At 52.4% G+C, this 22,604-nt stretch carries 21 protein-coding genes, 1 tRNA gene and 1 other annotated feature; of the genes, 10 read left to right on the forward strand and 12 right to left on the reverse strand.

Annotated features, from left to right (window positions below):
* The 4 genes from HN413_10335 to HN413_10350 form a co-directional block, all read right to left on the reverse strand.
* Window positions 1-1,375: GAF domain-containing protein (locus tag HN413_10335; GenBank protein ID MBT3390799.1), on the reverse strand; the 1,375-nt coding region annotated here is incomplete at its 3' end.
* 30 nt (window positions 1,376-1,405) lie between these two features.
* A complete protein-coding gene (locus tag HN413_10340) occupies window positions 1,406-1,837 on the reverse strand; it encodes a response regulator (GenBank protein ID MBT3390800.1) in 432 nt (143 codons plus the stop codon).
* Between the two features lie 143 nt (window positions 1,838-1,980).
* On the reverse strand, window positions 1,981-2,868 hold the full coding sequence (locus HN413_10345; protein ID MBT3390801.1) for a class I SAM-dependent methyltransferase: 888 nt from the start codon (window positions 2,866-2,868) through the stop codon (window positions 1,981-1,983).
* A 97-nt stretch (window positions 2,869-2,965) separates the two neighbouring features.
* A tRNA-Glu gene (locus HN413_10350) sits at window positions 2,966-3,038 on the reverse strand.
* A gap of 71 nt (window positions 3,039-3,109) precedes the next feature.
* Here HN413_10350 and HN413_10355 point away from each other — a divergent pair.
* Window positions 3,110-4,366 carry a hypothetical protein gene (locus HN413_10355; GenBank protein ID MBT3390802.1) on the forward strand — a complete coding sequence of 419 codons (1,257 nt, stop codon included), beginning with the start codon at window positions 3,110-3,112 and terminating at the stop codon, window positions 4,364-4,366.
* A gap of 93 nt (window positions 4,367-4,459) precedes the next feature.
* Window positions 4,460-5,314 (forward strand): aldo/keto reductase, encoded by an 855-nt coding sequence (locus tag HN413_10360; GenBank protein MBT3390803.1) that lies wholly within the window; start codon window positions 4,460-4,462, stop codon window positions 5,312-5,314.
* A gap of 56 nt (window positions 5,315-5,370) precedes the next feature.
* On the opposite strand, the gene HN413_10365 is transcribed toward HN413_10360, so the two are convergent.
* A complete protein-coding gene (locus tag HN413_10365; protein MBT3390804.1) occupies window positions 5,371-7,155 on the reverse strand; it encodes a hypothetical protein in 1,785 nt (594 codons plus the stop codon).
* A gap of 154 nt (window positions 7,156-7,309) precedes the next feature.
* Window positions 7,310-7,574: a binding site (T-box leader), on the forward strand.
* Window positions 7,575-7,718: 144 nt separating this feature from the next.
* On the opposite strand from HN413_10365, the gene HN413_10370 reads away from it, so the two are divergent.
* The 6 genes from HN413_10370 (at window position 7,719) to HN413_10395 (ending at window position 14,549) form a co-directional block, all read left to right on the forward strand.
* Window positions 7,719-11,195 (forward strand): isoleucine--tRNA ligase, encoded by a 3,477-nt coding sequence (locus tag HN413_10370; protein MBT3390805.1) that lies wholly within the window; start codon window positions 7,719-7,721, stop codon window positions 11,193-11,195.
* Window positions 11,196-11,269: 74 nt separating this feature from the next.
* Window positions 11,270-12,310 (forward strand): zinc-dependent alcohol dehydrogenase family protein, encoded by a 1,041-nt coding sequence (locus HN413_10375; GenBank protein MBT3390806.1) that lies wholly within the window; start codon window positions 11,270-11,272, stop codon window positions 12,308-12,310.
* A 127-nt stretch (window positions 12,311-12,437) separates the two neighbouring features.
* Window positions 12,438-12,863 (forward strand): DUF1761 domain-containing protein, encoded by a 426-nt coding sequence (locus HN413_10380; GenBank protein MBT3390807.1) that lies wholly within the window; start codon window positions 12,438-12,440, stop codon window positions 12,861-12,863.
* An 81-nt stretch (window positions 12,864-12,944) separates the two neighbouring features.
* Window positions 12,945-13,121: a hypothetical protein gene (locus HN413_10385; GenBank protein ID MBT3390808.1), complete on the forward strand. Its 177-nt coding sequence runs from the start codon at window positions 12,945-12,947 to the stop codon at window positions 13,119-13,121.
* 80 nt (window positions 13,122-13,201) lie between these two features.
* The gene (locus HN413_10390) at window positions 13,202-13,366 is read left to right on the forward strand and encodes a histidine kinase (protein ID MBT3390809.1); all 165 of its coding nucleotides are present in this window, start codon (window positions 13,202-13,204) and stop codon (window positions 13,364-13,366) included.
* Window positions 13,332-14,549, forward strand: a complete 1,218-nt coding sequence (locus HN413_10395; GenBank protein ID MBT3390810.1) for an MFS transporter — start codon at window positions 13,332-13,334, stop codon at window positions 14,547-14,549. Before HN413_10390 ends, HN413_10395 begins: the two co-directional genes overlap by 35 nt.
* Before the next feature lie 131 nt (window positions 14,550-14,680).
* Here the strand turns inward: HN413_10395 and HN413_10400 are convergent, their stop codons facing one another.
* The 3 genes from HN413_10400 to HN413_10410 form a co-directional block, all read right to left on the reverse strand.
* Window positions 14,681-14,917, reverse strand: a complete 237-nt coding sequence (locus HN413_10400; GenBank protein ID MBT3390811.1) for a hypothetical protein — start codon at window positions 14,915-14,917, stop codon at window positions 14,681-14,683.
* Window positions 14,918-15,254: 337 nt separating this feature from the next.
* On the reverse strand, window positions 15,255-15,521 hold the full coding sequence (locus HN413_10405) for a hypothetical protein (protein ID MBT3390812.1): 267 nt from the start codon (window positions 15,519-15,521) through the stop codon (window positions 15,255-15,257).
* A gap of 19 nt (window positions 15,522-15,540) precedes the next feature.
* Entirely contained in the window at window positions 15,541-16,521 is a 981-nt protein-coding gene (locus tag HN413_10410; protein ID MBT3390813.1) for a GNAT family N-acetyltransferase, read from the reverse strand.
* 156 nt (window positions 16,522-16,677) lie between these two features.
* Between HN413_10410 and HN413_10415 the strand changes: the two genes are divergently transcribed.
* Window positions 16,678-18,210: a DUF389 domain-containing protein gene (locus HN413_10415; protein MBT3390814.1), complete on the forward strand. Its 1,533-nt coding sequence runs from the start codon at window positions 16,678-16,680 to the stop codon at window positions 18,208-18,210.
* On the opposite strand, the gene HN413_10420 is transcribed toward HN413_10415, so the two are convergent.
* Complete coding sequence (locus tag HN413_10420; protein ID MBT3390815.1) at window positions 18,200-18,655, reverse strand: GIY-YIG nuclease family protein; 456 nt, start codon at window positions 18,653-18,655, stop codon at window positions 18,200-18,202. The two genes, HN413_10415 and HN413_10420, sit on opposite strands and share 11 nt — an antisense overlap.
* A 164-nt stretch (window positions 18,656-18,819) precedes the next feature.
* Here HN413_10420 and HN413_10425 point away from each other — a divergent pair, with 164 nt between their 5' ends.
* On the forward strand, window positions 18,820-19,323 hold the full coding sequence (locus tag HN413_10425; GenBank protein ID MBT3390816.1) for an HNH endonuclease: 504 nt from the start codon (window positions 18,820-18,822) through the stop codon (window positions 19,321-19,323).
* Between the two features lie 50 nt (window positions 19,324-19,373).
* Here HN413_10425 and HN413_10430 read toward each other — a convergent pair whose 3' ends face one another.
* The 3 genes from HN413_10430 to HN413_10440 are packed head-to-tail and all read right to left on the reverse strand — an operon-like array spanning window position 19,374 to window position 22,542.
* Complete coding sequence (locus tag HN413_10430; protein ID MBT3390817.1) at window positions 19,374-20,129, reverse strand: MBL fold metallo-hydrolase; 756 nt, start codon at window positions 20,127-20,129, stop codon at window positions 19,374-19,376.
* Window positions 20,130-20,180: 51 nt separating this feature from the next.
* Window positions 20,181-21,611: an ABC transporter permease subunit gene (locus HN413_10435; GenBank protein MBT3390818.1), complete on the reverse strand. Its 1,431-nt coding sequence runs from the start codon at window positions 21,609-21,611 to the stop codon at window positions 20,181-20,183.
* On the reverse strand, window positions 21,601-22,542 hold the full coding sequence (locus tag HN413_10440) for an ABC transporter ATP-binding protein (GenBank protein ID MBT3390819.1): 942 nt from the start codon (window positions 22,540-22,542) through the stop codon (window positions 21,601-21,603). Before HN413_10440 ends, HN413_10435 begins: the two co-directional genes overlap by 11 nt.
* Window positions 22,543-22,604 lie beyond the last annotated feature (62 nt).

Genomic DNA, 22,604 nt, shown 5'->3' on the forward strand with positions numbered 1-22,604 from the left:
CTAGCACCCCTTTGACCTGGCCCTTTGAGATCAGCGGCAGCCCATAATACGTAAGAAACTGTTCCCTGATAAATGGCTGAATACCCTCTTCGTCGAGCTGCGATAAATCTTCAATATGGATAATTTTGCGTTCTAATGCGACTCGCCCGGCCAGCCCTTCGCCCAAACGGAACATTGAATAAGCGAGCGTTTGTGAGCGGAAGCCGCGCACCGATTTGTAATCCAGCATATTTGCGTTCGCAGGCAATAAAGCAATGCTGCATGCATCGGCGTTGAGGTGCGCTTCAACTTGTTCCAGCAAAATATTCAGGGTGATTTGTACATCGATACTGGCTGAAATGGCGACATCGATATTATGCAGCGCTTCCAGTTTATGGAGTTGGCGTTGTGTATTTTCAAGCAGGCTCGCGTTCTGAATGGCGATAGCGGCCACATTTGCCAATGCTGCGAGAATATCTACATCGTCTTGCTCATATCCTTCGAGTTCGTGGCTTTGCACTTGTATCACGCCAACCGTCTCGCCTTTTTCTTTGATCGGCGCAAAAATGGCAGAACGGGTTACGGGCTCTTCGTATTCTGATATGGGATGTGTTTTGTTTACCTGCCCGGTATCTGAAATATGGTACAGTGTTTTAGAGGCTTCGATAGCGGCCAGATAATCGGGATAATAAATGGCTTTTCCTGTGATGATAACCTGGCTTTGTGGGCCACCATTTTCGCTCTCATTGAGTGGAATCGGTGGGTATGCCGTCACATCGCATACCTGACCATTTGTGAAGACATATTTTGCGTGGATCAGGTTAGTCTGATGACTGAAAGATGAAATAATAAACGTATCGACACGCATCAGGTCGCGTACATATTCATGAATGATCTGATACACATCTTCGAGCTGCCGGGCATCTCCCAGGGCAATAGAAAGTTGATTGGCCGCCATTTGATGTTGTAAAAGATGTTGAATTTTCTGCGCATCTGCGCGGCGCTGGCGCTGAATTTGTTTTTCATCCAAAGCGCGCCGAACCGCCAGGCCTAACCGGGATAAGCGGTCTTTAAGTACATAATCAGTGGCCCCCAGTTTTAAGGTTTCTACGGCAAGTTCTTCCCACAGATTACCAGAGACGATAATAAAAGGGATATCCAGGTTTGTTTCTGTGAATAGTTTTAATGCTTCAAGTCCGGTGAAGGTAGGCAGGTTATAGTCTGCCAGGATGAGATCGTATGCGCCATTTTCCAATGAAGCAATAAATTCATCCTGCGTTGCAACGCGGTGCCAATCGCAGGCGAATTCATTTTCTTCAAGTCTTAGAATTGCCAGTTCTGCATCTAACGGATCATCTTCGAGATACAGAATTCGCAATGGGAGCGACGGCGACATTTAATTCTCCTGGCAATATAAGCTGGCCTGTTATTTGGGGACTTCGTTCGTCAAAATCCAGAACAAGCCCAGTTGCCGGACAACTTCCAGGAATTGTTGAAAAGCCACCGGTTTGACGACGTATGCATTGACCCCAAGATTATAGCTCTCAATAATATCCTGTTCTTCGCGCGACGAAGTCAGGACAACGATGGGAATATGCTTGAGATCAGGGTCGCCCTTTACCTGACGCAGAACTTCCAGGCCGCTCACTTTTGGCATCTTCAAGTCTAGCAACACAACTACAGGATGCTCTTTAGGGCGGTCTGAAAATTCGCCGCGTCTGTATAGGTAATCGAGCGCAATAACGCCATTATGGGCAACAACAACCTGATTGCCCAGTTTATAGTCTTCCAAAGCGATGAGTGTAAGTTCAACATCTTTGGGATCATCTTCGACAAGTAGGATTATTTTTGATTTCATAGGTCTCTAAACAAAAATCATGGGAATAACCTCTGCTCTAAAGCAGGGGGTTTTTGATATTTGAACGATAACACAATGATACTATGATTTACGCGTTTCTCGACAAAATAGAGTACGAATCGCTACTATTTTGCATAATTTCATCATCGCGGCGTGAATATGGCTAGGGAAAAATCATCATCACCAACCGGCGGGATACGCTCAAGCCAATTCAGCCCTGCCAGGGGCTGGGTGCATGCACCATACGAACAAATCAGAATCTCGCGCTGTTGCGCTTCCTGGCGCAGTCGCTCCAGCACTGTTGCAAAAATATCGCCCCCAAAGGGATTGAACAAAAAGAAAACCGTACCATCGGCATAGTCTGCTACGCGCGCATCGGCCTGGATATAATCTGCATTTATCAACTGTAAGGCTGCTGCCTGCTGGCGCGCATAGGCACAAAACGCAGGCTGATACTCTACCCCAACGCAGCGCACGCCAGTCAGTAAGTGCATTAACGCGGTCACTTTCCCCAGCCCCGAGCCCAGATCATAAAAAACATCGTTATCCGTGAAGGCAACTCGCTCGGTCAATTCAAGGATCACGCTGGCGGGCGCAGGTTCATAGCGCACCATGCCATATTCGCGCGGGAGATTCGCCTGGGGCTGCGGCTGGGGAAGTAAGACGCCATCGAGTAAAAAATCGAGATTTTCATAGCCATAATGGGATATGCCCCATTGGTGCGGCGCGTAATTTGTGTAGGGTTGCAGCCATTGGCGTAATTTTTCGCGAGAAGGCGGTTGGTTTTTAATGCGGATTTTCCAATCGTGGAACAGGGCTGCGTTGGTTGCTTCTAACTGCTCACCCAGCGCCTGAGCCTGTTGAAATAAGCGGACTCGCTCAGGGCTGGTTTGGTGATCCTCGGTGTGGAGCTTGCCGATAACGCGCACAAAATCGAGCGCTTCTTTGCGAGCCTGAAAATTCAGCGCGTCAAAAAGCACCGGGGAGCTTTGTAGTTCATCGAGATCGCGCTGTAGTATGGCAATATTCATTCGTATTCCAGACATCGGAATATTTTTCATCGTTTTGCGTAAGTTCCAGCTTAATCAAAAAAGTCACTCAAGTGATGAGCGACTTCTTTGATGGCGATGCCCCCACGGGGTTTCGAACCCCGGTTTTAGCCTTGAGAGGGCTACGTCCTGGGCCACTAGACGATGGGGGCGGGGTTTCACAAGCGGGAAAAATTCTACCATGCAGGGTATTGCCCGTCAACGATGGTGATACAATTCTGGCATGCTAAAAAAGCGAATGATATTCACCCTTGCAGTTATATTGGGCCTGTTGCTGGTTGGCCTGCTCTTGTATCAAATTCCGGCGATTAACCAGCGCTTGTCGTGGCGTCTGGATATTGCCCTGACCTACCTGCGGGGGGTGGTCAGCCCGGTTGAGGCCATCCCCACCCCGGTGGCGCAAGTTTCGCCCACGGCTCCGGCGTTGTCGCCTACCCCTTCGGCCACGCTCACCACCGAGCCAAGCCCAACCCCCCTCCCCGCGGATATTCCCACAGAAACACCCCTGCCATCCCCCACGCCGCTCCCCGAAAAAGTTGAATTGCCCGTACTGGGCTGGGAGCAGCAAGACTGGAACAACTGTGGCCCGGCGGCGCTTTCGATGTATTTGCATTATTATGGTTGGGAGGGCGATCAGTTCAGTATTTCGAATGAACTCAAGCCCGTGCGCGGCGACCGCAATGTCAATGTAGAAGAATTGGCCTATTTTGCGCGCAACTATGCGGGTTGGCTGAACACCCAATACCGCGTGGGCGGCGATATTGAGTTGCTGAAGCAGTTTGTAGCGGCTGAAATCCCGGTGCTGATTGAATCGAGTTTCTTTTTTGCAGGCCAGTATTGGCCTAACGACGATCTCTGGGCGGCGCATTATTTGCTGGTGACGGGTTACAACGAAGCCCGCGGGGTATTTCTGGTACAAGATACCTATCATGGCCCCGATCAGGTGTTGACGTATGCCGAGTTGGATGAATACTGGCAGCCCTTCAATCGCTTGTATATGTTGAGTTATTTGCCCGCGCAAGAAGAGACGGTGCGGGCGATCCTGGGGGAGGCGTGGGATGAGGCCATCAGCCGCCAGCAAGCCCTGGACGCGGCCCAGGTCGAGATTGATGCAGACCCCGAAGATGTTTATGCCTGGTTCAACCTGGGCACCAATCTGGTCTATTTTGAACGCTATGAAGAAGCTGCCCAGGCCTACGATCAGGCGCGTAATATCGGACTGCCGCAGCGCATGTTGCGGTATCAATTTGGGCCGTTTTTCGCCTACTTCCACACCAACCGCATTGATGATTTGCTCACGGTGACCAAATATGCCCTACAGCGCACACCCAATTCGGAGGAAGCGTTGCTTTGGCATGGTTGGGGATTGTATCGTCAGAGCGATATCAATGGTGCCGTGGCCGATTTTCGGGCCGCACTGGAAGCGAATCGTTTTTATTTAGACGCGCAGTACGCGCTGGATTTTGTACTAAATCAATAGAAAGTCACAGAGCACACAGAGACTACAGAGAAAAAATTTCATATCAGCTCTCAATGATCTCTATGCGCTCTGTGGTTCATCAAGGAGTTTGTCATGCAAAAACGACGTTTTGGACGCAGCGGACATGAGAGCAGTATCGCTATTTTTGGCGCGGCTGCGTTGTGGGAGATTTCGCAGGAAGATGCCGATGTGGTTGTGGAGCAGGCACTCGCGGCGGGCGTGAATCATTTTGATGTCGCACCCTCCTACGGTCAGGCGGAATTGCGCCTCGGCCCGTGGATGCCGCGCATTCGCGAACAAGTTTTTTTAGGCTGCAAGACGATGGAGCGTACAAAGGAAGGCGCCGCCGCTGAGATGCGCCGTTCGCTGGAATTGCTGCAAGTCGAGTCATTTGACCTGTACCAAATGCACGCCGTCACCACTCTGGACGAACTCGACGCGGCCACGGCTCCGGGCGGTGCGCTGGAAGCGATCATCGAAGCCCGCGAGCAGGGCTTGACGCGCTATATCGGCATCACCGGCCACGGCGTGGACAGCCCGGCAATTTATCTAGAAGCTCTGGAACGGTTTGATTTTGACAGCGTGCTTTTCCCGCTTAATTTTGTACAATATGCCAACCCCGAATATCGGCGCAACAGCGAAGAATTGATACGCGTCTGTCGGGAGCGTGATGTAGGCACGATGATTATCAAAACCGTGTGCCGTAGGCCGTGGGGCGAGCAAGAGCCAACGCATACGACCTGGTATCAGCCCTTCACCGAACAGGGGATCATTCAGGAAGCGGTCAATTTTGCGCTTTCGCAAGATGTCAGCGGGTTGTGTACGGTCGGTGATACGCGCGTGCTGCCGTTGGTGCTGCAGGCTTGCGAACAGTTCACACCGCTGAGTGACACGGCGCAGGCAGAAATGATTACTAAGGCGAATCAGTACGAGCCGTTATTTGCGTAAAAATGTGGTCAGAAAACAAAAAAGGGCGTGCAGCGCACGCCCTTTTTTGTTTCTAGCTACGGGCAATCGCACCAGGCTGGACAGGGCGGATTCAGACAATAGGTTGTATGCCAGCTTCCTCCCGTTGATTCACATTTGGATTGGCTCATATCCTGCGAACAGCTTTCTGATTCGTTGTCATTATCACCATCATTGCCATCATCCTTGTTTTGCGGAGGGGGATTGCCAGCATCTTGTTGGCCCTGATCTTCAGGCGGCATGACAGACCAGCTCTCATGAACAACAAAGGTACAGCCATCAGGTGTTGTCAGCGTAACTTGGCCTAAAGTCTCTTCCATTTTCTGATTAAAGTAGCAGTAAAGCATGGGGTCAGCTTCATCATCACACTTTGTAGTATAACGACCGGCAACGTTGACAGTGCAACCAGCCAGCGGTAATTTGCCATCAATATCTTGCATGATGTCATATTCAATCCCAATCGTCCAGGTACCATCATCACGGGCATAGTTCTCTACCGTATAAGAACCGGGTGGGGGATAGCCGCAGTTTTCGCCATTGGCTTGCTGCGTGCCAGGGACGGCGCGGGTAGGCTCAAAGTCTCCCGCGTTATTTCGTTCGAAGACGATGCCGCTGGCACAGGTGTTCCAATCCGCATCGAGCGTTTCCCAGATGATGCGAACAACTTCATCCTCTTTTGCAACGGGAGCCGCACAGTGCAGGACATCATCTTCCAGGGTACAGCCCACCCACGAGACGTTTTCATCCCAACCCCAATCGGCGGAATCAGCAGGCGGTTCGTAACCTTCGTTATATATCCAGGCCCGCGAAAGGTCTATTGGCACGCCATTCGGGGTTGTCAGAACGACTTTTTCATCCCAGCCCAGTGCATCATCGTTGGGTTGGGTATCTACCTGATAGTCGGGGGGAATATGAACATCGAAGGTGTAATTACCTTCATCGTCCTCACCATAAACGGTCATGTGCCCAAGTCCGAGCCAGGTATCTAAAGCAGTGCAGGAATCATCCGGGACAACGCCACCTGGGATAACATCCTGTTGCTCTTCATCGGGCTGGCCGTTTTCCTGTTCGTCTCCTTGGTTTTGTTGATCTTCCGGGACAACGCCGCCTTCAGGGGCCGGATCGCCGGGGCCAAAATCGTCAAAGCGGAGGACGAAAAAGTGGTCGATGAGCAACTGCGAATTTTCAACAACGGCCAATAGATTCCAGTTATCGCGTTGAAAATCGCGGCCCAGATCAACTTCGAGATGGGATGATGCCTCGGGTTCAGCGACCTCCCAAAAGTAGACCAACGCAGCGCCATCTTCTTTAATGGCTACCAGCACGTCGTACCAGATACCCACTTCAAAGGCTGAATTTCCATCCAGTTCAAAATATTCGGTTTGCTCTTCATACATCCAGGAACGCGCCTGGCCGTACTCGATAAATGACCATTCTCGATAACCGGGTTCCCAGCGTACACCACTCTCCATGCTGTAGATGAAATTATATTCTTCGGTCAGTTGCAGGCGTGTCAGATAAGCCACTGGCGCACCGTCTAGATAAAGGTTGGTGAAATAGCCTTCCCAGCCGCCATAGGATGTCAACTCAATGATGCCGTTGCGGTGTTCAAGATCGCCGTAAGCGTATTTTTCTTCGTCGAACTCGTCAAAACTTTCGACAAAAGATACGGAAACGCCCGATAGCGCCTCATAGACATACCAGGGCAGTTCCGGTTCATCATCCGCCAATTTCATCTGAAGCACGGGCGGCGATGGCGCAAAACCGCTGAAACAGAAGACAGCCAGCCCTAGAAAAAAGAGTAAAAGGTTTTTTCGTATCATTGTAGCTACCTCCAGACAGTAATGATAGATTCTTGAATTGCAGCCTATTTCATTATATATAAATTCTCACTTTTCTCTATACCTCCCTGAAATCAGATATATTTACGTTGACCCCTGTTTTACTTTATGGCATAATCCACGCCATCATTAAAAAATAAAAGCGATGATGGAAACGAGTAAATTTGCTACGCTCTGACAGCGAACCCGGGGTTGGTGTGAGCCGGGGCAGAAACGCAGATTGAAAATCCTTCCGGAGCTTTGACCTGAAAGCCATTGGCGAGTAGGGAAAACGGAATTGCAATCCGTTATCAATTGCACGGGAATGCTCAGTGAATGCTGAAAGTCCCCGACCAAGTGCCTGCTTGATTTTGGCAGGAATCCGGGTGGTACCGCGTGAGTTATCAACTCTCGTCCCTGAGTGGGTGAGAGTTTTTATTTTAATCAACAAAGGAAATTAACCACCAAGACTCCAAGACGCTAAGAAAAACAAAAAGATAATATTCATCTCTTTGTGCCTTTGTGCCTTTGTGTCTTCGTGGTAAATTGTTTTTCGGAGAGGAAACATGGCCTTCAAACAAGTACCCAACAAAGTCGATTTTATCGAACAAGAACACGAAGTATTGCAATTCTGGAAAGAGTCGAATGCTTTCGCCAAAATGCGCGCTATCCATAAGGGACAGCCAACCTGGTCGTTCATTGATGGGCCGATTACGGCCAATAACCCGATGGGCGTGCATCACGGCTGGGGACGTACCTACAAAGACCTTTACAACCGTTACTGGACAATGCGCGGCCGCGAGTTGCGCTACCAGAACGGCTTCGATTGCCAGGGTTTATGGGTTGAAGTGGAAGTCGAAAAAGAGAAAGGTTTCAAATCGAAAATGGATATTGAAGCCTACGGCCTGGATGCCTTCGTCAAAGAATGCAAGGCGCGCGTGCTGCGTTATGCGGGTGTGCAAACGGATCAATCCGTGCGTTTGGGCTACTGGATGGAATGGAACGACCCTGAAAAACTCAACTGGCTGGCCGACCGGCTGCTAGAAGACCCGCTGCAAGAGATCACCTTCACTGGGCCGAATGGCAAAACCGTCACCGACACGGTGGAACAGGTCATCGGGCAATTGGGTCTACCCCAACTGGGCGGCAGCTACTTTACCTTCTCCAACGAGAACAACTTCATGATCTGGAAGATGATCAAAAAGAGTTGGGAGAAAGGTTGGCTTTACCGCGGCGCTGATGTCATGCCCTGGTGCCCGCGTTGCGCCACCGGCATCAGCCAGCACGAAATCGTCACCGATGGGTATATGGAGTTGACGCATCGCTCTGTTACGCTCCGTTTCCCGTTGCGCGAACGCCCCGGCGAATCACTCTTGGTTTGGACGACCACCCCTTGGACGCTCACCAGCAACGTCGCCGCGGCCGTTGGCCCCGAACTCGACTACGTCAAAGTGCAAAACGGCGAGCATATCCTGTATCTTTCCAAAGGTACGCTGCACATGTTGCGCGGCGAATATCAGGTATTGGCCGAACTCAAAGGCAAAGAAATGGAAGGCTGGACCTATGACGGCCCCTTTGATGATCTGCCCGCCGCCAATACACCCGGTGGCGTGACTTATCTCAACGAACTGATTGAAGGTATTGAAGCCACCGCCGCTCAGACTCATCAGGTCATCCTGTGGGATGAAGTCGGCGAAGCCGAAGGTACGGGCATCGTCCACATTGCCCCCGGCTGCGGCGCCGAAGACTTTGAACTTGGCAAGGAGCATAAATTCCCGCTGATTGCCCCCATCGAAGATGAAGGCGATTTCATTGAAGGCTTCGGCTGGCTCAGCGGGATGCACGTCTCCGAGGTGGGCGAACCCATTTTCAAGAATCTCGAAGAAAAAGGCGTACTCTATGTGGTAGAACCCTACACCCACCGCTACCCTACCTGCTGGCGCTGCAAAACCGAGTTGGTTTTCCGACTGGTGGATGAGTGGTTTATCAGCATGGGTGAACTCTACGACAAACCGCGCGAAGAAGTCACCGCCGCCGAGAAAGAAACCTCCCTGCGTTACCAGATCATGGACGTGGTCGATCAAATTCGCTGGATTCCTGAATTCGGTCACAAGCGCGAACTCGACTGGCTGCGCAATATGCACGACTGGATGATCTCCAAGAAACGCTATTGGGGTCTGGCGTTGCCTATCTGGGTCTGTGAAGACTGCGACAGCTATCATGTGATTGGCGATGAGCACGAACTCGAAGCGCGCGCCATCGCCGGTTGGGATGAATTCAAAGGCCACACGCCCCACCGCCCCTTCATCGACAAGATCAAACTCGCCTGCGAGTGCGGCGGTGAGATGAACCGCATCCCCGATGTGGGCAACCCCTGGCTGGATGCCGGCATCGTCAGCTTTTCCACGCTCAGCTATCGCGAAGACCCCGATTTCTGGCGTAAATGGTACCCCGCCAATTGGATCAGCGAATCCTTCCCCGGCCAATTCCGCAACTGGTTCTACTCGCTGCTGGCGATGGCAACCGTACTCGACAATTCAGTGCCCTTCCTTGAAAACTTTGGCTATGCCAGCCTGTTGGCTGAAGATGGCCGCCAGATGCACAAAAGCTGGGGCAACTCCATCGAATTCAACGACGCCGCCGACAAAATGGGCGTAGATACCATGCGCTGGCTCTACTGCGCCCATAAGCCCGAAAATGACCTGCTTTTCGGTTTTCACCGCGCTGAAGAAACCCGCCGCCGCTTCATTATCCCGCTGTGGAATGTCTATTCTTTCTTTGCAACGTATGCCAGTTTGGATGGTTGGGTTCCCTCACCCCCTTCCCCTCTCCCATTGGGAGAGGGGGGAGGGGGCCGGGGGGCGGGGGGGGGGGGCTTCAACCCTGCAATCCCGGAGGGAGCCACGCCCCAAAGCGACAATCCGTTAGACAGGTGGATACTCGCCCGCCTGAACCAGGTGGTGGCGCGTGTGACCGATGCTTTTACCAACTCCGATGCGTATTCAGCTACTCTGGCCTTCGAATCCCTGATGGATGACCTGAGCAACTGGTACGTGCGCCGTTCGCGCCGCCGCTTCTGGAAATCGGAACACGACAGCGATAAAGATACCGCCTACGCCACCCTGTGGCATGTGCTCGTCAAAATGAGCCGCGCTCTGGCTCCCGTGATTCCTTTCATCACCGATGTGATGTACCAAAATCTGGTGCGCGGTGTCTTCGAAAACGCCTACGAGAGCGTCCATCACACCGATTGGCCTGATGTCGACCAGGCTGCGATTGACGAGAAACTCATCTACGAGATGGATCTGGCCCGCCGCCTGGCCAGCCTGGGCCTCAGCGCCCGCGGCGATGCAGGCATCAAAGTGCGCCAGCCGCTTAGCAAAATGTTGGCCTATGTCAGCGAGGGGCAGGCCGAGTTGAGCGACGAATTGGTCGAAATTGTGGCCGATGAACTCAATATCAAGGCCTTTGAATTTATTGCTACTGCCGATGATTTGGTGAGCTACAAATTGCTGCCCAATAACAAATTACTTGGCCCCAAGTTTGGCGCGGATTTCCCGGCTCTTCGGGCGGCATTGGCTGCGCTAGACCCCGCCGAAGTCGTTGCCAAAGTCGAAGCGGGCGAACCCGTAACTTGCAGCTTGCAGCTTGCGACTGGGGAAGAAACCGTTACACTAACCAGCGAAGAAATCATCGTCACCACCGAAGCCGCCGAAGGTCTGGCTGTGGCTGCGGACAAGTTGGTCACGGTAGCGATTGAAACCACCCTAACGGCAGAACTCAAAGCCGAAGGTCTGGCGCGGGAGATTGTCCGCCGGGTGCAGGCCCAACGCAAGAGCGCAGATTTCAACATCGAGGACAGAATCACCACCTGGTACACGTCCGCTGGCTCGCTTGAAGATGTGTTCCGGGCCTGGGGCGAGTACATCCAGGCGGAGACGCTCACCACTGAGCTAATCCCCGGTGATCCCCCCACCGAAGCCTTCATCGAGACGCATACGATTGAAGGTGAGCAAGTCACCATCGGCATGAAACAGAACTGATGCTAAAAACTCCGAGATTACCTAAATTTCGGAGTTTTTTTGAATTTCCAACAACGCGTAGAAGGAGCAAAGCAATGAAAGCAGCCATTTTTGAAAAATTTGGTCAACCTCTGGAAATTAGAACCCTACCTGACCCCACGCCGCATGCCGATGGTGTTGTCATTCAGGTTATGGCTAATGGCATTTGCCGCAGCGATTGGCATGGCTGGATGGGACATGATTCTGATGTTCATTTGCCGCATGTGCCTGGGCACGAGTTGGCTGGTATTGTTGTCGCGGTTGGCAAAGATGTGCGCCGCTGGGCCGAGGGCGATCGCGTCACGCTGCCCTTTGCTTGCGGCTGTGGTCATTGTGAACAGTGTCTCTCAGGAAATCAGCAAGTTTGCGATAATTATTTTCAACCCGGATTCACGGCCTGGGGTTCGTTTGCCGAATATGTTGCTATTCGTTACGCGGACACCAACCTCGTGCGTTTGCCGGACAGTTTAGATTTTATTGAAGCGGCCAGCCTGGGCTGTCGCTTCATTACATCCTTTCGCGCTGTGGCGGTTCAGGGACGCGTTGCACCGGGGGAGTGGGTTGTTGTGCATGGCTGCGGCGGGATTGGCCTTTCGGCAGTGATGATCGCCAGCGCCATGGGCGCCCAGGTTATTGGGGTGGATATTAACGATGATGCTCTCAAGCTTGCGCACACGTTGGGGGCTGCGGTCACGCTCAATGCGCGCGAGGAAGCGCAGCTTATAGAAGCCATCAAAACGATCACCGGAGGCGGTGCGCAGGTTTCTATGGATGCTTTGGGCAGCAACGAAACCTGTCGTAACTCACTTATGAGCTTGCGCAAACGCGGCCGTCATGTTCAGGTTGGTGTGATGGCCGACGCAGACAAAGAAACTCCCATCCCGATGGGTTGGGTGATGTTCAATGAAATTGAATTGATCGGCAGCCATGGTATGCAGGCTCATGCGTATGCTCCGATGCTGGATATGATTACAACGGGTAAACTGCAGCCCGGAAAAATGATCAGCAAGACAGTTTCCCTGGAAGAATCTTTCGAAGTATTACAATCTATGGGTGAATCGCCTCCGACCGGAGTTGTGGTGATTGATCGGTTTTAGCCAGATTCTTTGACAAGCTTACGCGCCATTTTTTGTGCTCTTCGTTGTCGTATCTTCATCCAACGAAACGGGTTATAATATTTAGCAAATCGGAGTATATTAGTCCGTATTGTCAAAGGAGAATAAAATGGATTTTAGTTCAATAAACTGGTTGGCAGTTGTGGCATGTGTAGTCGCCAGCATGATCTCAGGGTATGTCTGGTATAACCCGAAGACGTTCTTCCCCATCTGGTGGCGCGGAATTGGCAAAACTGAGCAGGATGAGCCCGATACCAGTAATATGGGTATGACCTGGGGATTAACGATCCTTGCCTCGCTTGTTCAGGCTATATTTATGGCCCTGTTGGTCAACGCAATGGGAAGTATGGCAGGGGGTGCCACGCTTGTCTCGGGCGTGACGACTGGCTTTTTGCTTTGGCTTGGTTTTGTGGCTCCGACCAATTTGGTCAATAAATTATTCGCAGGGCACGGTCTAAAAATCTGGGCGATTGAGGCTGGCAATCATCTACTCAATTTTGTGGTCTTTGGCGCGATTTTGGGCGCATGGCACTAGGCTCAAATTCAAACAAGCGCACAAAAAATCCCCTGGTCATATATGACCAGGGGATTTTTTGTCTATGATACAATCCAGCCCATGAATTTGAGCAAGCCCTTCGTTGCCTTGTTTTTGCTCACCGCGGCTTGTCGCCCAGTCCTTACGATTGGCTGGAGTGAAATTGCCATTGTCATCGTCTTGGTAGTGGTACTCGTCGGCCCGATGCTTTTTCGCCTTTACCGTCGCTGGGATGAATTTCAACGCAGGCGGCGGTAACATGGCGTGATAAGCACAGAATTCCGGCGGGATTTGATGTGTTGCCTGCCGTGTAAATGAAGGTTCCTCAGTGAGGAAAAATGAACCCCCGCATTCAAGAACTGGAACAACAAATCAAAGAAATAAAAGACCGCTGGCCCAAACATTCTGTTCAACCGTGGCTATTACAGCAACTGGAAGAATTGGAAGATGAGTTGGCCGCGTTAACGAATGAAGATGCAAACCACCGTGCTGAAAACCCCTAAATCGAAAACACTTAATCATAACCCGTTGCTCGTGACGTACGCTTATTATGGAGCTTTCATAATTTTGGGCATGGTCACCGCGTCAATGGGGCCTTCGCTGTCTTTTTTGGCTGAAAATACCAGCACGGCCCTGGGCAATATCGGGTTGGTTTTTTCAGCCCGGGCGGGCGGCTATTTGAGCGGCTCTCTGCTCAGTGGGGGCGCGTACGACCGTTTCTCTGGGCATCGCATCATGGCGGCGATGTTGTTTTTACTGGGGGTGTTATTTTTCGCGCTTCCGGCGGTGATGCATTTGTGGCTGCTGATATTGATTGTCTTTTTTCTTGGATTTACTGAGGGCGCTGTCGATGTGGGGGGGAATACACTCTTGGTGTGGGTGCATCAGAAAAAAGTTGGCCCCTTTATGAATGCGTTGCACGCTTTTTTTGGCGTTGGCTCTTTTCTGGCGCCGCTGATTTTGGCGCAAACCATGAATTGGGGCAGTAATTTTGTCATGGGATATCGTCTGATTGCCATATTGATTTTCCCAATGGCATTTTGGATCTGGCAGTTACCCAGTCCGGCCGCGCCTATACAGGAGAAACCTTCGCAGACTGTACAAGTACCGCAAAAAAGCGCAACCAGCAAATGGATATTCTTGCTCGCGTTGTTTTTATTTTTATATGTGGGATTGGAAGTTGGTTTTAGCGGCTGGATTTTTACCTATGCCCGCGCCATGGGGCTGGCGACCGAAACATCTGCCGCCATTTTGACTGCCTTTTTCTGGGGTGGATTTACGGTGGCGCGCATCTTCAGTATCCCTCTGGCGACGCGCACACAGCCGAAGACGTTGCTGCTAATGAGCCTGGCAGGTGGGCTGTTGAGCATAACCGCGATCGTACTTTTCCCATCGTCGGTGCTTGCGCTTTGGGGCGGAACACTTAGCTTGGGGATGTCCATTGCCGCCATTTTTCCGAGCACCATCTCGTTTGCTGAAAATATTATTTCACTTACTGGAAAATTGACACGTTGGTTTTTCGTGGGCGCTGGCCTGGGGGCGATGGGCCTGCCCTGGCTGTTGGGGAAATTCTTTGAGAATTATGGCGCTTTGGCTGTTGTTCGTGCCCTCTTTGTAGATACGCTCTTGGCGCTGATCGTCTTTCTGTGTATTGTAATGATGGGGCGAGCGCGGCAGAAAAATTGAATCCAAAAAGGAGTGGCCGCATATTTCCACCACTCCTTTTTGGATAGAGCTTGTATCGTTTTTATCCTGCATAGTTTTAAAAATAGTGCAAGGTAAAACTTATCTAAGCACTATCTGACTGATTTTCTAGACTATCCGCCCCACTCGGCACCCTTCATAATTTCTTCCAATGCAATTGTATGACTGCATCGTCCACGGGTTTGAAAGAAATCACAATCACACTTCCATTGTCCTTGCTCAAAACCAACTTGATGAGGGTTGTTCTTACCGTCAAAAGTTACGCTCAGGGTATTTACCTGAATGCGGCTGCGCTCTTCTGTTGCATAGCGTTTTGCTTTTTTGATCTTGCCGATCATCCCATAATCCATAATCTTGTCTCCTGATATATTGTAATTAGAGCTTACGCAATCGTGCCGGGAAAATCCAAAAACAGGTATGTGGTGAAGCCCCCGCCTGCTTTGTTTAGGATAGATCCTTCAGCGTACTGCGTAAGGCCGATTGAATTATTAACTGCCCGGGTTGATGCCATCTATATGGAAGTTTATGCGTGTTTGCGAGGTGAGCAATAATATTGGATTAAACGAAAAGCACGCGAAAACGCGCGTGCTTTAGTTTGCCACAAAATAAACTCGGTTTTTGCATGATACTCGCATAAGCAAACAGCCTCCGAAGATGTTTCCAGTATACGCTGAGTTGTGGGTAAAGTCAACTCTTTGCAGAAGCCAGGCGGTGTGCCAGGCGAGTGGGTTCGAGCAGCGCTACCGCGGCGCGGGCAATAGTCTTCCCGCGTGGAAAACCGACGTCGATCCCGGCTACGCTCTGGAGTGGGTGGCTGCTCAATGGGGCGTGGACAACCTTTGAGCGCAACTCTGTCTGAATACGGATCGCATCTCTGGGGGTTAGATTCCAGCTATGGGCCTGGCGCGCCAACTCAATGCGGCGCGCGAATATCCTTGTGGTTGATGAGGTCATCTTTCGGATGGTGAAAAGGCTAACGCTGGCTGAACTTCATCCACAATAATGTGTGCTGGGGTTCGAAGCCTGCATCCATCAATGTGGTCTGGGCGCGCTCGGAAGGATAGTCGAGCGCCAGTTTGCGACGCAGGAGAAGCTCTCGCCGGATGAAAGGCAAGATAATTTTCAGGGCCTGGTCTTCGTTTTGGGGCGAGGCAGACAGCCAAAGATGATCGGCATGGGTGTGCGAAGCTTGCCAGGTGAGTACGCCCAGCAATTTGCCCTGATGCTGGGCTGCCCAGTGACGGGTTTGTACTTCGGCAAAAAAGCGCAATAATAGCCCCATCAGTCCGGGCTGGAGATAGCGTGTTTTTAGCGGGAAATGCCAGCGCAGATCGGCAGGATAATTGGCCTGCAGCCAGGCTGCTTGCTGTGCCCAGTGCCGTTGGCTGCGAATGGTGACGCTCCCTGGTTCGGGTACAGCGTTTTCTACCAATGAACGGGGATGGATTAGCCAGGTGGTGCGCCGCGCCTGGGGACTAAAGCCCATATTCTGGTAAAGGTTGAGTGCGGCTGGGTTATCTGTGCGGGCTTGCAGCCACACTTCATGGATGCGCCGTCGGTGGGTTTTCTCCAGTGCGGCCTGGGTGAGACGTTGTGCGATGCCGCGTCGGCGAAAATTGGGATGGACGGCAACATTGGCGATCAAATTAAGCCGCCGTCCCTGATGGAAAAAGTGAATCAGATTCAGGTTGCCGATGATTTCACCATCTTCTTCCCAGACAAAACCGCCTAAAGGAAAATTATTCCGCGGATTATTCAAGGCTGCCCAATAGGGGCTGCCGGGGGAGCGGGCAGCTCGGCGCATATTTTGCAGGTAGCGGTGTCCATCGGGAGTGAGCGTTTCAGCGAAACAAAGCTCAATCAGATCGGCGGCGGGTTGGAGGTCGCGCCGGGTATCGAAAGGACGAATATTTTTGGGCAAGTCGGCGAGTAAACCGGATGCAATGGATGCCATAGTCCTGATTCTACCACTCGCTTCTATGGGGTAAAATAGGTTTGTTAAAAAATTGCACAGGTGCGATGCATTTTTACGGACGTTTTTTGCCCTGAAAGTACGCCCCATCGTCTTTGCCCCCGTTATCTCAAGCCCTCGTCGACAGGAACATCTCTTATGGATCAAACTCCGATCACAAAGCCCACCACCTGGCGCACGGCCGTGCGTCACTTTTGGCGGCGAATTGTGCCGCCAGTCAGTCAGGAACAACGCGGCAAAGTTCAGGTGCAATTGCGCAATTCATCGCATCCCGATTTTGATTTTTTCTTGCTGGTATTGCTCTCCAGTGTAATTGCCACCTTCGGCCTGTTGATGAATTCACCGGCGACAATTATCGGGGCCATGCTGGTCGCGCCGCTCATGTCGCCGATTATCGGCCTGGGGCTGAGTTCAATCCGCGGGGATGACCGTTTGCTCAAAGATGCCGCCACGGCCTTGTTGCGCGGTGCGGCATTGGCGGTGCTGATTGCCACCATACTCACCCTGGGCAACCGCTTGTTGCCCTTTTTGCCGCTGACTGCCGATTCGTTGCCATCAGAGGTGATGGCGCGCACGCGTCCCACGCCGATGGATTTGGGGGTAGCGCTGGCGGGTGGTTTGGCGGCGGCCTTTGCGCTGGCAATGCCGCATATTTCTGCGGCGCTGCCCGGTGTGGCGATCGCTACGGCGCTGCTGCCTCCGCTGGCGACGGTGGGAATTGGGCTGGCATATCAGCGCTGGGATGTGGCCGGGGGCGCGTTTTTGCTCTTTGTGACCAACGGTGTGGCGATTTCGGCCTCGGCGATGGTGGTTTTCTTTGCCCTGGGGTTTATGCCTCGCTCCGTAGAGAAGGTCGGACGCCTGTATGGGCTGCCGCGCAGTTTAGTGGTTTTGTCTTTGGTGACGATGTTGTTACTGGCCCCGCTGACCTATATCAGCGTGCAATTTGTGCGCGAGGCCAATACGACGCGTTCGGTGGCAGAACGCAATGAGCAGATCAAAGAAATTACCGCGCAAGAAGTGGCCGAATTCCGCCAAGCTGAAGTGACCGAATGGCAGATCAGCGATGATGCCAATGTGCTGATTTTGGAAATTACTGTGCGCACATCATCGTTGTTAGGCTATGCCGATATGCTCAGTATGCGCGATGCCATTGGCAGCCGATTGCAGGCCGATGGTTTGCTGGCTGAAGAACAGGAATTTCAATTATTACTGAATCAGTTCCAGGCGCAACGCCTTGACCCGCAGGTGCCCCCCACAGCCACAAATACACCTCCTCCTACTTACCCCCCCACCCCGGGGCCGAGTCCAACAGTCACTGCTTCGGCCACGCCGACCGCTACACCTACAAGTTTGCCCTCGTCAACCCCGCTTCCCACAGAAACGGCTACGTCCCTCCCAACCGTTACAGGCACGCCTACGGTGTATCCGGGGTACGCGGCTGCGGTGCGTTTTCCAGGGATGCAGTTGCGCCAGTCGCCCGGCGGCCCGGCAATTGCATCGCTGCGAGCGGGTGAATCGCTGGTGGTTTTATACGGCCAGGAAATTGCGGATGGTTTGGTGTGGGTGGAAGTTCAGGATGAAGATGGACGTGTAGGCTGGGTGCCGCAAGTGTACGTGCTCACGCCAACCCCCACACTGACTCCGATTATGCTCACGGCTACGCCGTAAGAAGTTGCCGCAAATCGGATAGCTCGAAGCCTGGCGGTAACAGCACAAGATGCGCCGGGCAGCCATGACGACAATCGCGTGCGCCAAACTGTGTAAGGGGGATTTGTGCCGCTGGAAGTTGTGCCAACGCCTGGCTCCCGCGGCATTCTGTGGGAATGGCTGTTGCAGAAGCAATATTGAGTTCGGGCAGAAAGGAATACCCGGCTATTTCAGTCTTGGCGCGTAGATAGTCGATATGCCAGCGCTGTGTTTTGCCCCCGGCGATATGCCGCCCCAACCTGGCGCGGATACCGCCGGGGCCGCGGGCGCTGCCCAGGTAGGCATAGATGCCTGCCGGGAATTGGGTTTCCCCCAGCGCGCCGATGGTGATGGTTAATGGCGTGGTAAGTTTTAGTAGCAAGATATAGCTGCCGGGGGTGGATGGAAGAAGCGTTTTTTTCGTCATTGGCTTGAGTCTAACTACTGGCGAGCAGCACGTTCAGTTATGCTATAATTTTGCTTGGCGCTCCTTGAAAATTCCAAAAAAAGGGATATGCACGGGGGCATTGCCCCATGCATATCCCTTTTTGCTTATTGCTTGTTTCATCTGTGAGGGGCTAGATGGCTAATTTGTCGGAACCGGTTTTAGTGTTGAATGCAAACTTTGCGCCGATCAATGTTTGCACGACAAAACGCGCCATTCTATTAATGTTCTCTGGCAAGGCCAGTTTGGTGCTCAATGGCCGCGGGGTGATTCAAGCGGTCACACGGGTGTTTCCCAGGCCTTCAATTATCCGGTTGGGGGTGATGATCAAACGCCCGCGTCCACATGTTAGCTTTAGCAAGCGTGAAATCTTCCGGCGGGATAATTATACGTGCCAGTATTGCGGCCAGCACAAGAAAAACCTGACGGTTGACCATGTGCTGCCGCGCCATTTGGGGGGCGAGCACTCGTGGAAAAATCTAGTGGCGGCTTGTGCGGCTTGCAATCACTTTAAAGGCGGTCGTACAGTTCAGCAGGCCAATATGCGCTTGTTGAAACAACCGGTTGAGCCATCTTCTTCGGCGCAGTATATTTTTGGCAAGTATGTCAGAGAAAACCAGGAGTGGGAACCTTTTCTGCAAGGCTGGTAACGGCGATTCGCCGAAAACAGGGGTACAAATAACCTTGTTTTTTTATTTTCCTAAATCTCAATTTCCATAAAATCTTCAGCCAGCGTCACGGGGCCTCGAAAGCTCTCCCGGGCTTGCTGGGGCAGTTTAAGATAATTCTCATCGCGCGGATTGTAGTGAATTAGATACAGCGAATTGGCTTTGGCGCGCTGGGCAATTTCCCCGGCCTGGCGCGCCGACGAGTGCCCCAGGGCTTCGCCGGTGGCTTCGTGAATCAGCATATCAACACCAGCCGCCAATTCTTCAACCGCCGCGCAAGGTTCTGTATCGCAAGAATAGGCAAAGATTTTGTGGCTGTTTTTCAATTCCACGCGCAGACCGAGGGTGGGGAGCAGGTGTTTTACCGGAGATGTAAAAATGCGTAATTCGTCTGTTTCCAAAGCCAGGGACATCTTCTCGGCAGGCAGCACGCGGAAGTTAACCGGAAAGAAATTGGGCCACTTCGACCACTCGTAGGCATCCATTAAGTTCTGAATCAGAGTCAGAGTTTCTTTCAATCCGAAAATATTCAGTGGATGTTTTCGTCCAAGCAGCCACATATTCATTAAGAGCAATGGCACGCCTGAGATGTGATCGGGATGCGAATGAGTCAGGATGAGATTGTGTAATTGATTGAAATCTAACCCGGCTTGCTCCAGGCGCACAATGGGCGTCCCGACACAATCTACGAGAATAAACGCATTGTCTTCCTGAATAGCCAGATGTGTATTTTCGTGTTGTGCATCGGCGATAGAGTTGGCAGACCCCAGGATGATGATCTTGATCATAATGCGTATTTTATATCATATATTCTATCGAGTTGAGGTAGTTCTATAGAGCTATCCCCCAAAAATTTTCAGCACCACCGCAGGGGTGATAAAAACTTCCAGCGCAGCGGCCCCGATGAGCAGCGGCAGCACCAAAACCAGTATGGTCTTAACCCACTCGGCCAGCGAGTGCAATAGCGCTTCGCCGATTGTTTTTCCCTCCGCCGGGGTTGAGAGCGTAGCCCCCAGGCGCAGAATAGCGGCTCCGGCAATCGCGATGGCCGGAATTTCAAGGATGCCGTGCGGCAAAATAAATGCCCCCAGAAAAACGGCTGGCGAAATACCCACCCGCGCTACGGTGACTGTGAAATAGCCAATAATGATAAAGGGCAGCATCAGCACGATCAGGCCCATCACGCCAAAGGAAAAAATACCCAGCACGGTAGCCAGCGCAATCACCCGCAAATTGTGCATCGCAATCAGGGGGATGCTTTCTATAGAGAAAAATCGCAGCGATTCAAAACCCTCCACGCCTTGCACAAATCCATCCTGAATATTGCTAATACTCATCAGGTTGGCAGGTAGTACGAAAATCTGTGCCTGTTGCGCGCCAATCCAACCCGCGGCAATAAAGGCAGCCAACACGAAGACCAATGCCAGCCGCAAATTTTTGAATGTGTTCGGAATCTCGCGCCGCAGCCACGCCCAGGGCGAATTTGCTTCACCCCGAAAAGACTTCCAAAAAACCTGCCAACCCCATTTAAAGTTGAGTACATCCAACTCGCGCCCCAGTAATTCTTCGCGGTTGAAATAGGCAATTCCCATACGGATCAGCAGCCCGGAAATCAGAATTTGTCCGAAGATCGCCCACCACAAAATATGGTAGCGCGCCCAGAACATAATCATGCTTTCCCCGATCAATAACATTGCCACTGGCACGATGATAAACGAAGCCAGCAAATTAGCCGCGCGTGCCGAAGTTGCTTGCGATGAAATCACCACTGCCCCGCTGACCATCAATAGCGATTGCACTGTTGTCAGGGCGACAACCTGCACCAACAAAACCGGGTCGGGCGACCAACCTACTTGTTGGTAAACCCCGTTGAGGTAGACTGCAATCCCCAGGTAGCTTGCCAGCAGCGGCGGCAGCATCACCGCCAAAAGCTTGCCGAGATATAGCTGCAGATCGGTCAGCGGGCTGGAGAGCAGCGGCTCGATACTGCGGCGCTCTTTTTCGCCCACAAAACTCTCCAGGGCGATCACCAGCGACACCGAAATCGGGAAGAACCCCACAACCATCAGCAAAAACGGGATCAGCCGGTCGCCAATTATTGGCGCGCCATAACGTTCTACAAAGCTGACGGCTTCGCTGGCGGCAAAATTCATCAGGCCGGGGAAGAATAACGTCAACGCCAAAATTGGCAGCAAAATACGCCAATCTCGAAACTGGTCACGGATTTCACGACGGGTAATAATCAGCGCCGGGCGCAGGTTACGCAACATGGGGTGCCTCCTCGCCCGCGGGCGCGCTCACGGCTTGCAGGTAGACTTGCTCCAGACTACGCGGCACTTCTTGCAACGCAATCACGGGGATATTCGCTTCGAGCAAAGCCTTCAGCATTTGCGGATTGTCTTTTTCGGGTTGCATGGTGCGGTAACGCAGCCAGGTGGCGCCCCGGGCGCTGATCTGCACCCCGGGCGGGATATTCGCCGGATCGCCATTGAGGTGGGCTGCCAGTTGAAGAACGAATTCCCCGGCCCCCAGGAGTTGCTGCTTCAAAGCGAGCGGCGTGCCCCGGGTAATGATCTTCCCCCGGCGAATGATGGCGATCTGATCGGCAAGCTCTTCAGCCTCGGCCAAATTATGCGTGCAAATGATGATCGCCCGCTCCGCCGAGCGCAGTTCCTGGATGGCATCGCGCACCAGCCGAGCGCTCTCCGGATCCATTGCCGAAGTAGGTTCATCGAGCAGCAGCACGGGCGGATTATGCAGCAGGGCGCGTACCAGGGCCAGTTTTTGGCGCATCCCCTTGGAGTATTCGCCAATGCGGTGTTGGCGGGCGTTCGCCAGGCCGAACTGGGCCAGTAATGCGGTAATTCGTTGCGTGCGTTCGTCAGGCGTCATGCCGTAAAGTTCGCCAAAAAAATGCAGGTATTCGATGGCGGGCATGCGCGCATATAGGCCGTGGTTTTCGGTCAGGACTCCCACCGAGGCGCGTACCCCCGCGGGGCTGCTCACCACATCGTGTCCAGCCACGCTGGCGCGTCCCTCACTGGGCTTGAGAATCGATGTCAACATGCGCACGGTGGTCGTCTTCCCGGCTCCATTGGGGCCGAGCAACGCCAACACTTCACCGGCTTTTACCCTGAAGCTGATTTTATCGACAGCCGTAAAATCTTCGAAATCTTTGCGGAGGTTTTCAACAATAATCATTGCTTCATCTCTTGGTTAGCGCAAAATCGCAAAGAAATTATAAAAACCTTTGCGGCTTTGTT

The sequence above is a fragment of the Chloroflexota bacterium genome (assembly GCA_018648225.1).
In the GTDB taxonomy this organism is placed as follows: domain Bacteria; phylum Chloroflexota; class Anaerolineae; order Anaerolineales; family UBA11858; genus NIOZ-UU35.

Bases quoted from the DNA above. Each gene is read 5' to 3' on its own strand.
- HN413_10405 (MBT3390812.1), bottom strand. From the start codon at position 15,521: ATGACCTCATCAACCACAAGGATATTCGCGCGCCGCATTGAGTTGGCG.
- HN413_10440 (MBT3390819.1), bottom strand. From the start codon at position 22,542: ATGATTATTGTTGAAAACCTCCGCAAAGATTTCGAAGATTTTACGGCT.
- HN413_10340 (MBT3390800.1), bottom strand. From the start codon at position 1,837: ATGAAATCAAAAATAATCCTACTTGTCGAAGATGATCCCAAAGATGTT.
- HN413_10400 (MBT3390811.1), bottom strand. From the start codon at position 14,917: ATGGATTATGGGATGATCGGCAAGATCAAAAAAGCAAAACGCTATGCA.
- HN413_10420 (MBT3390815.1), bottom strand. From the start codon at position 18,655: ATGACGAAAAAAACGCTTCTTCCATCCACCCCCGGCAGCTATATCTTG.
- HN413_10370 (MBT3390805.1), top strand. From the start codon at position 7,719: ATGGCCTTCAAACAAGTACCCAACAAAGTCGATTTTATCGAACAAGAA.
- HN413_10380 (MBT3390807.1), top strand. From the start codon at position 12,438: ATGGATTTTAGTTCAATAAACTGGTTGGCAGTTGTGGCATGTGTAGTC.
- HN413_10375 (MBT3390806.1), top strand. From the start codon at position 11,270: ATGAAAGCAGCCATTTTTGAAAAATTTGGTCAACCTCTGGAAATTAGA.
- HN413_10355 (MBT3390802.1), top strand. From the start codon at position 3,110: ATGCTAAAAAAGCGAATGATATTCACCCTTGCAGTTATATTGGGCCTG.
- HN413_10410 (MBT3390813.1), bottom strand. From the start codon at position 16,521: ATGGCATCCATTGCATCCGGTTTACTCGCCGACTTGCCCAAAAATATT.
- HN413_10415 (MBT3390814.1), top strand. From the start codon at position 16,678: ATGGATCAAACTCCGATCACAAAGCCCACCACCTGGCGCACGGCCGTG.
- HN413_10360 (MBT3390803.1), top strand. From the start codon at position 4,460: ATGCAAAAACGACGTTTTGGACGCAGCGGACATGAGAGCAGTATCGCT.
- HN413_10435 (MBT3390818.1), bottom strand. From the start codon at position 21,611: ATGTTGCGTAACCTGCGCCCGGCGCTGATTATTACCCGTCGTGAAATC.
- HN413_10390 (MBT3390809.1), top strand. From the start codon at position 13,202: ATGAACCCCCGCATTCAAGAACTGGAACAACAAATCAAAGAAATAAAA.
- HN413_10430 (MBT3390817.1), bottom strand. From the start codon at position 20,129: ATGATCAAGATCATCATCCTGGGGTCTGCCAACTCTATCGCCGATGCA.
- HN413_10365 (MBT3390804.1), bottom strand. From the start codon at position 7,155: ATGATACGAAAAAACCTTTTACTCTTTTTTCTAGGGCTGGCTGTCTTC.
- HN413_10395 (MBT3390810.1), top strand. From the start codon at position 13,332: ATGAAGATGCAAACCACCGTGCTGAAAACCCCTAAATCGAAAACACTT.
- HN413_10345 (MBT3390801.1), bottom strand. From the start codon at position 2,868: ATGAATATTGCCATACTACAGCGCGATCTCGATGAACTACAAAGCTCC.
- HN413_10385 (MBT3390808.1), top strand. From the start codon at position 12,945: ATGAATTTGAGCAAGCCCTTCGTTGCCTTGTTTTTGCTCACCGCGGCT.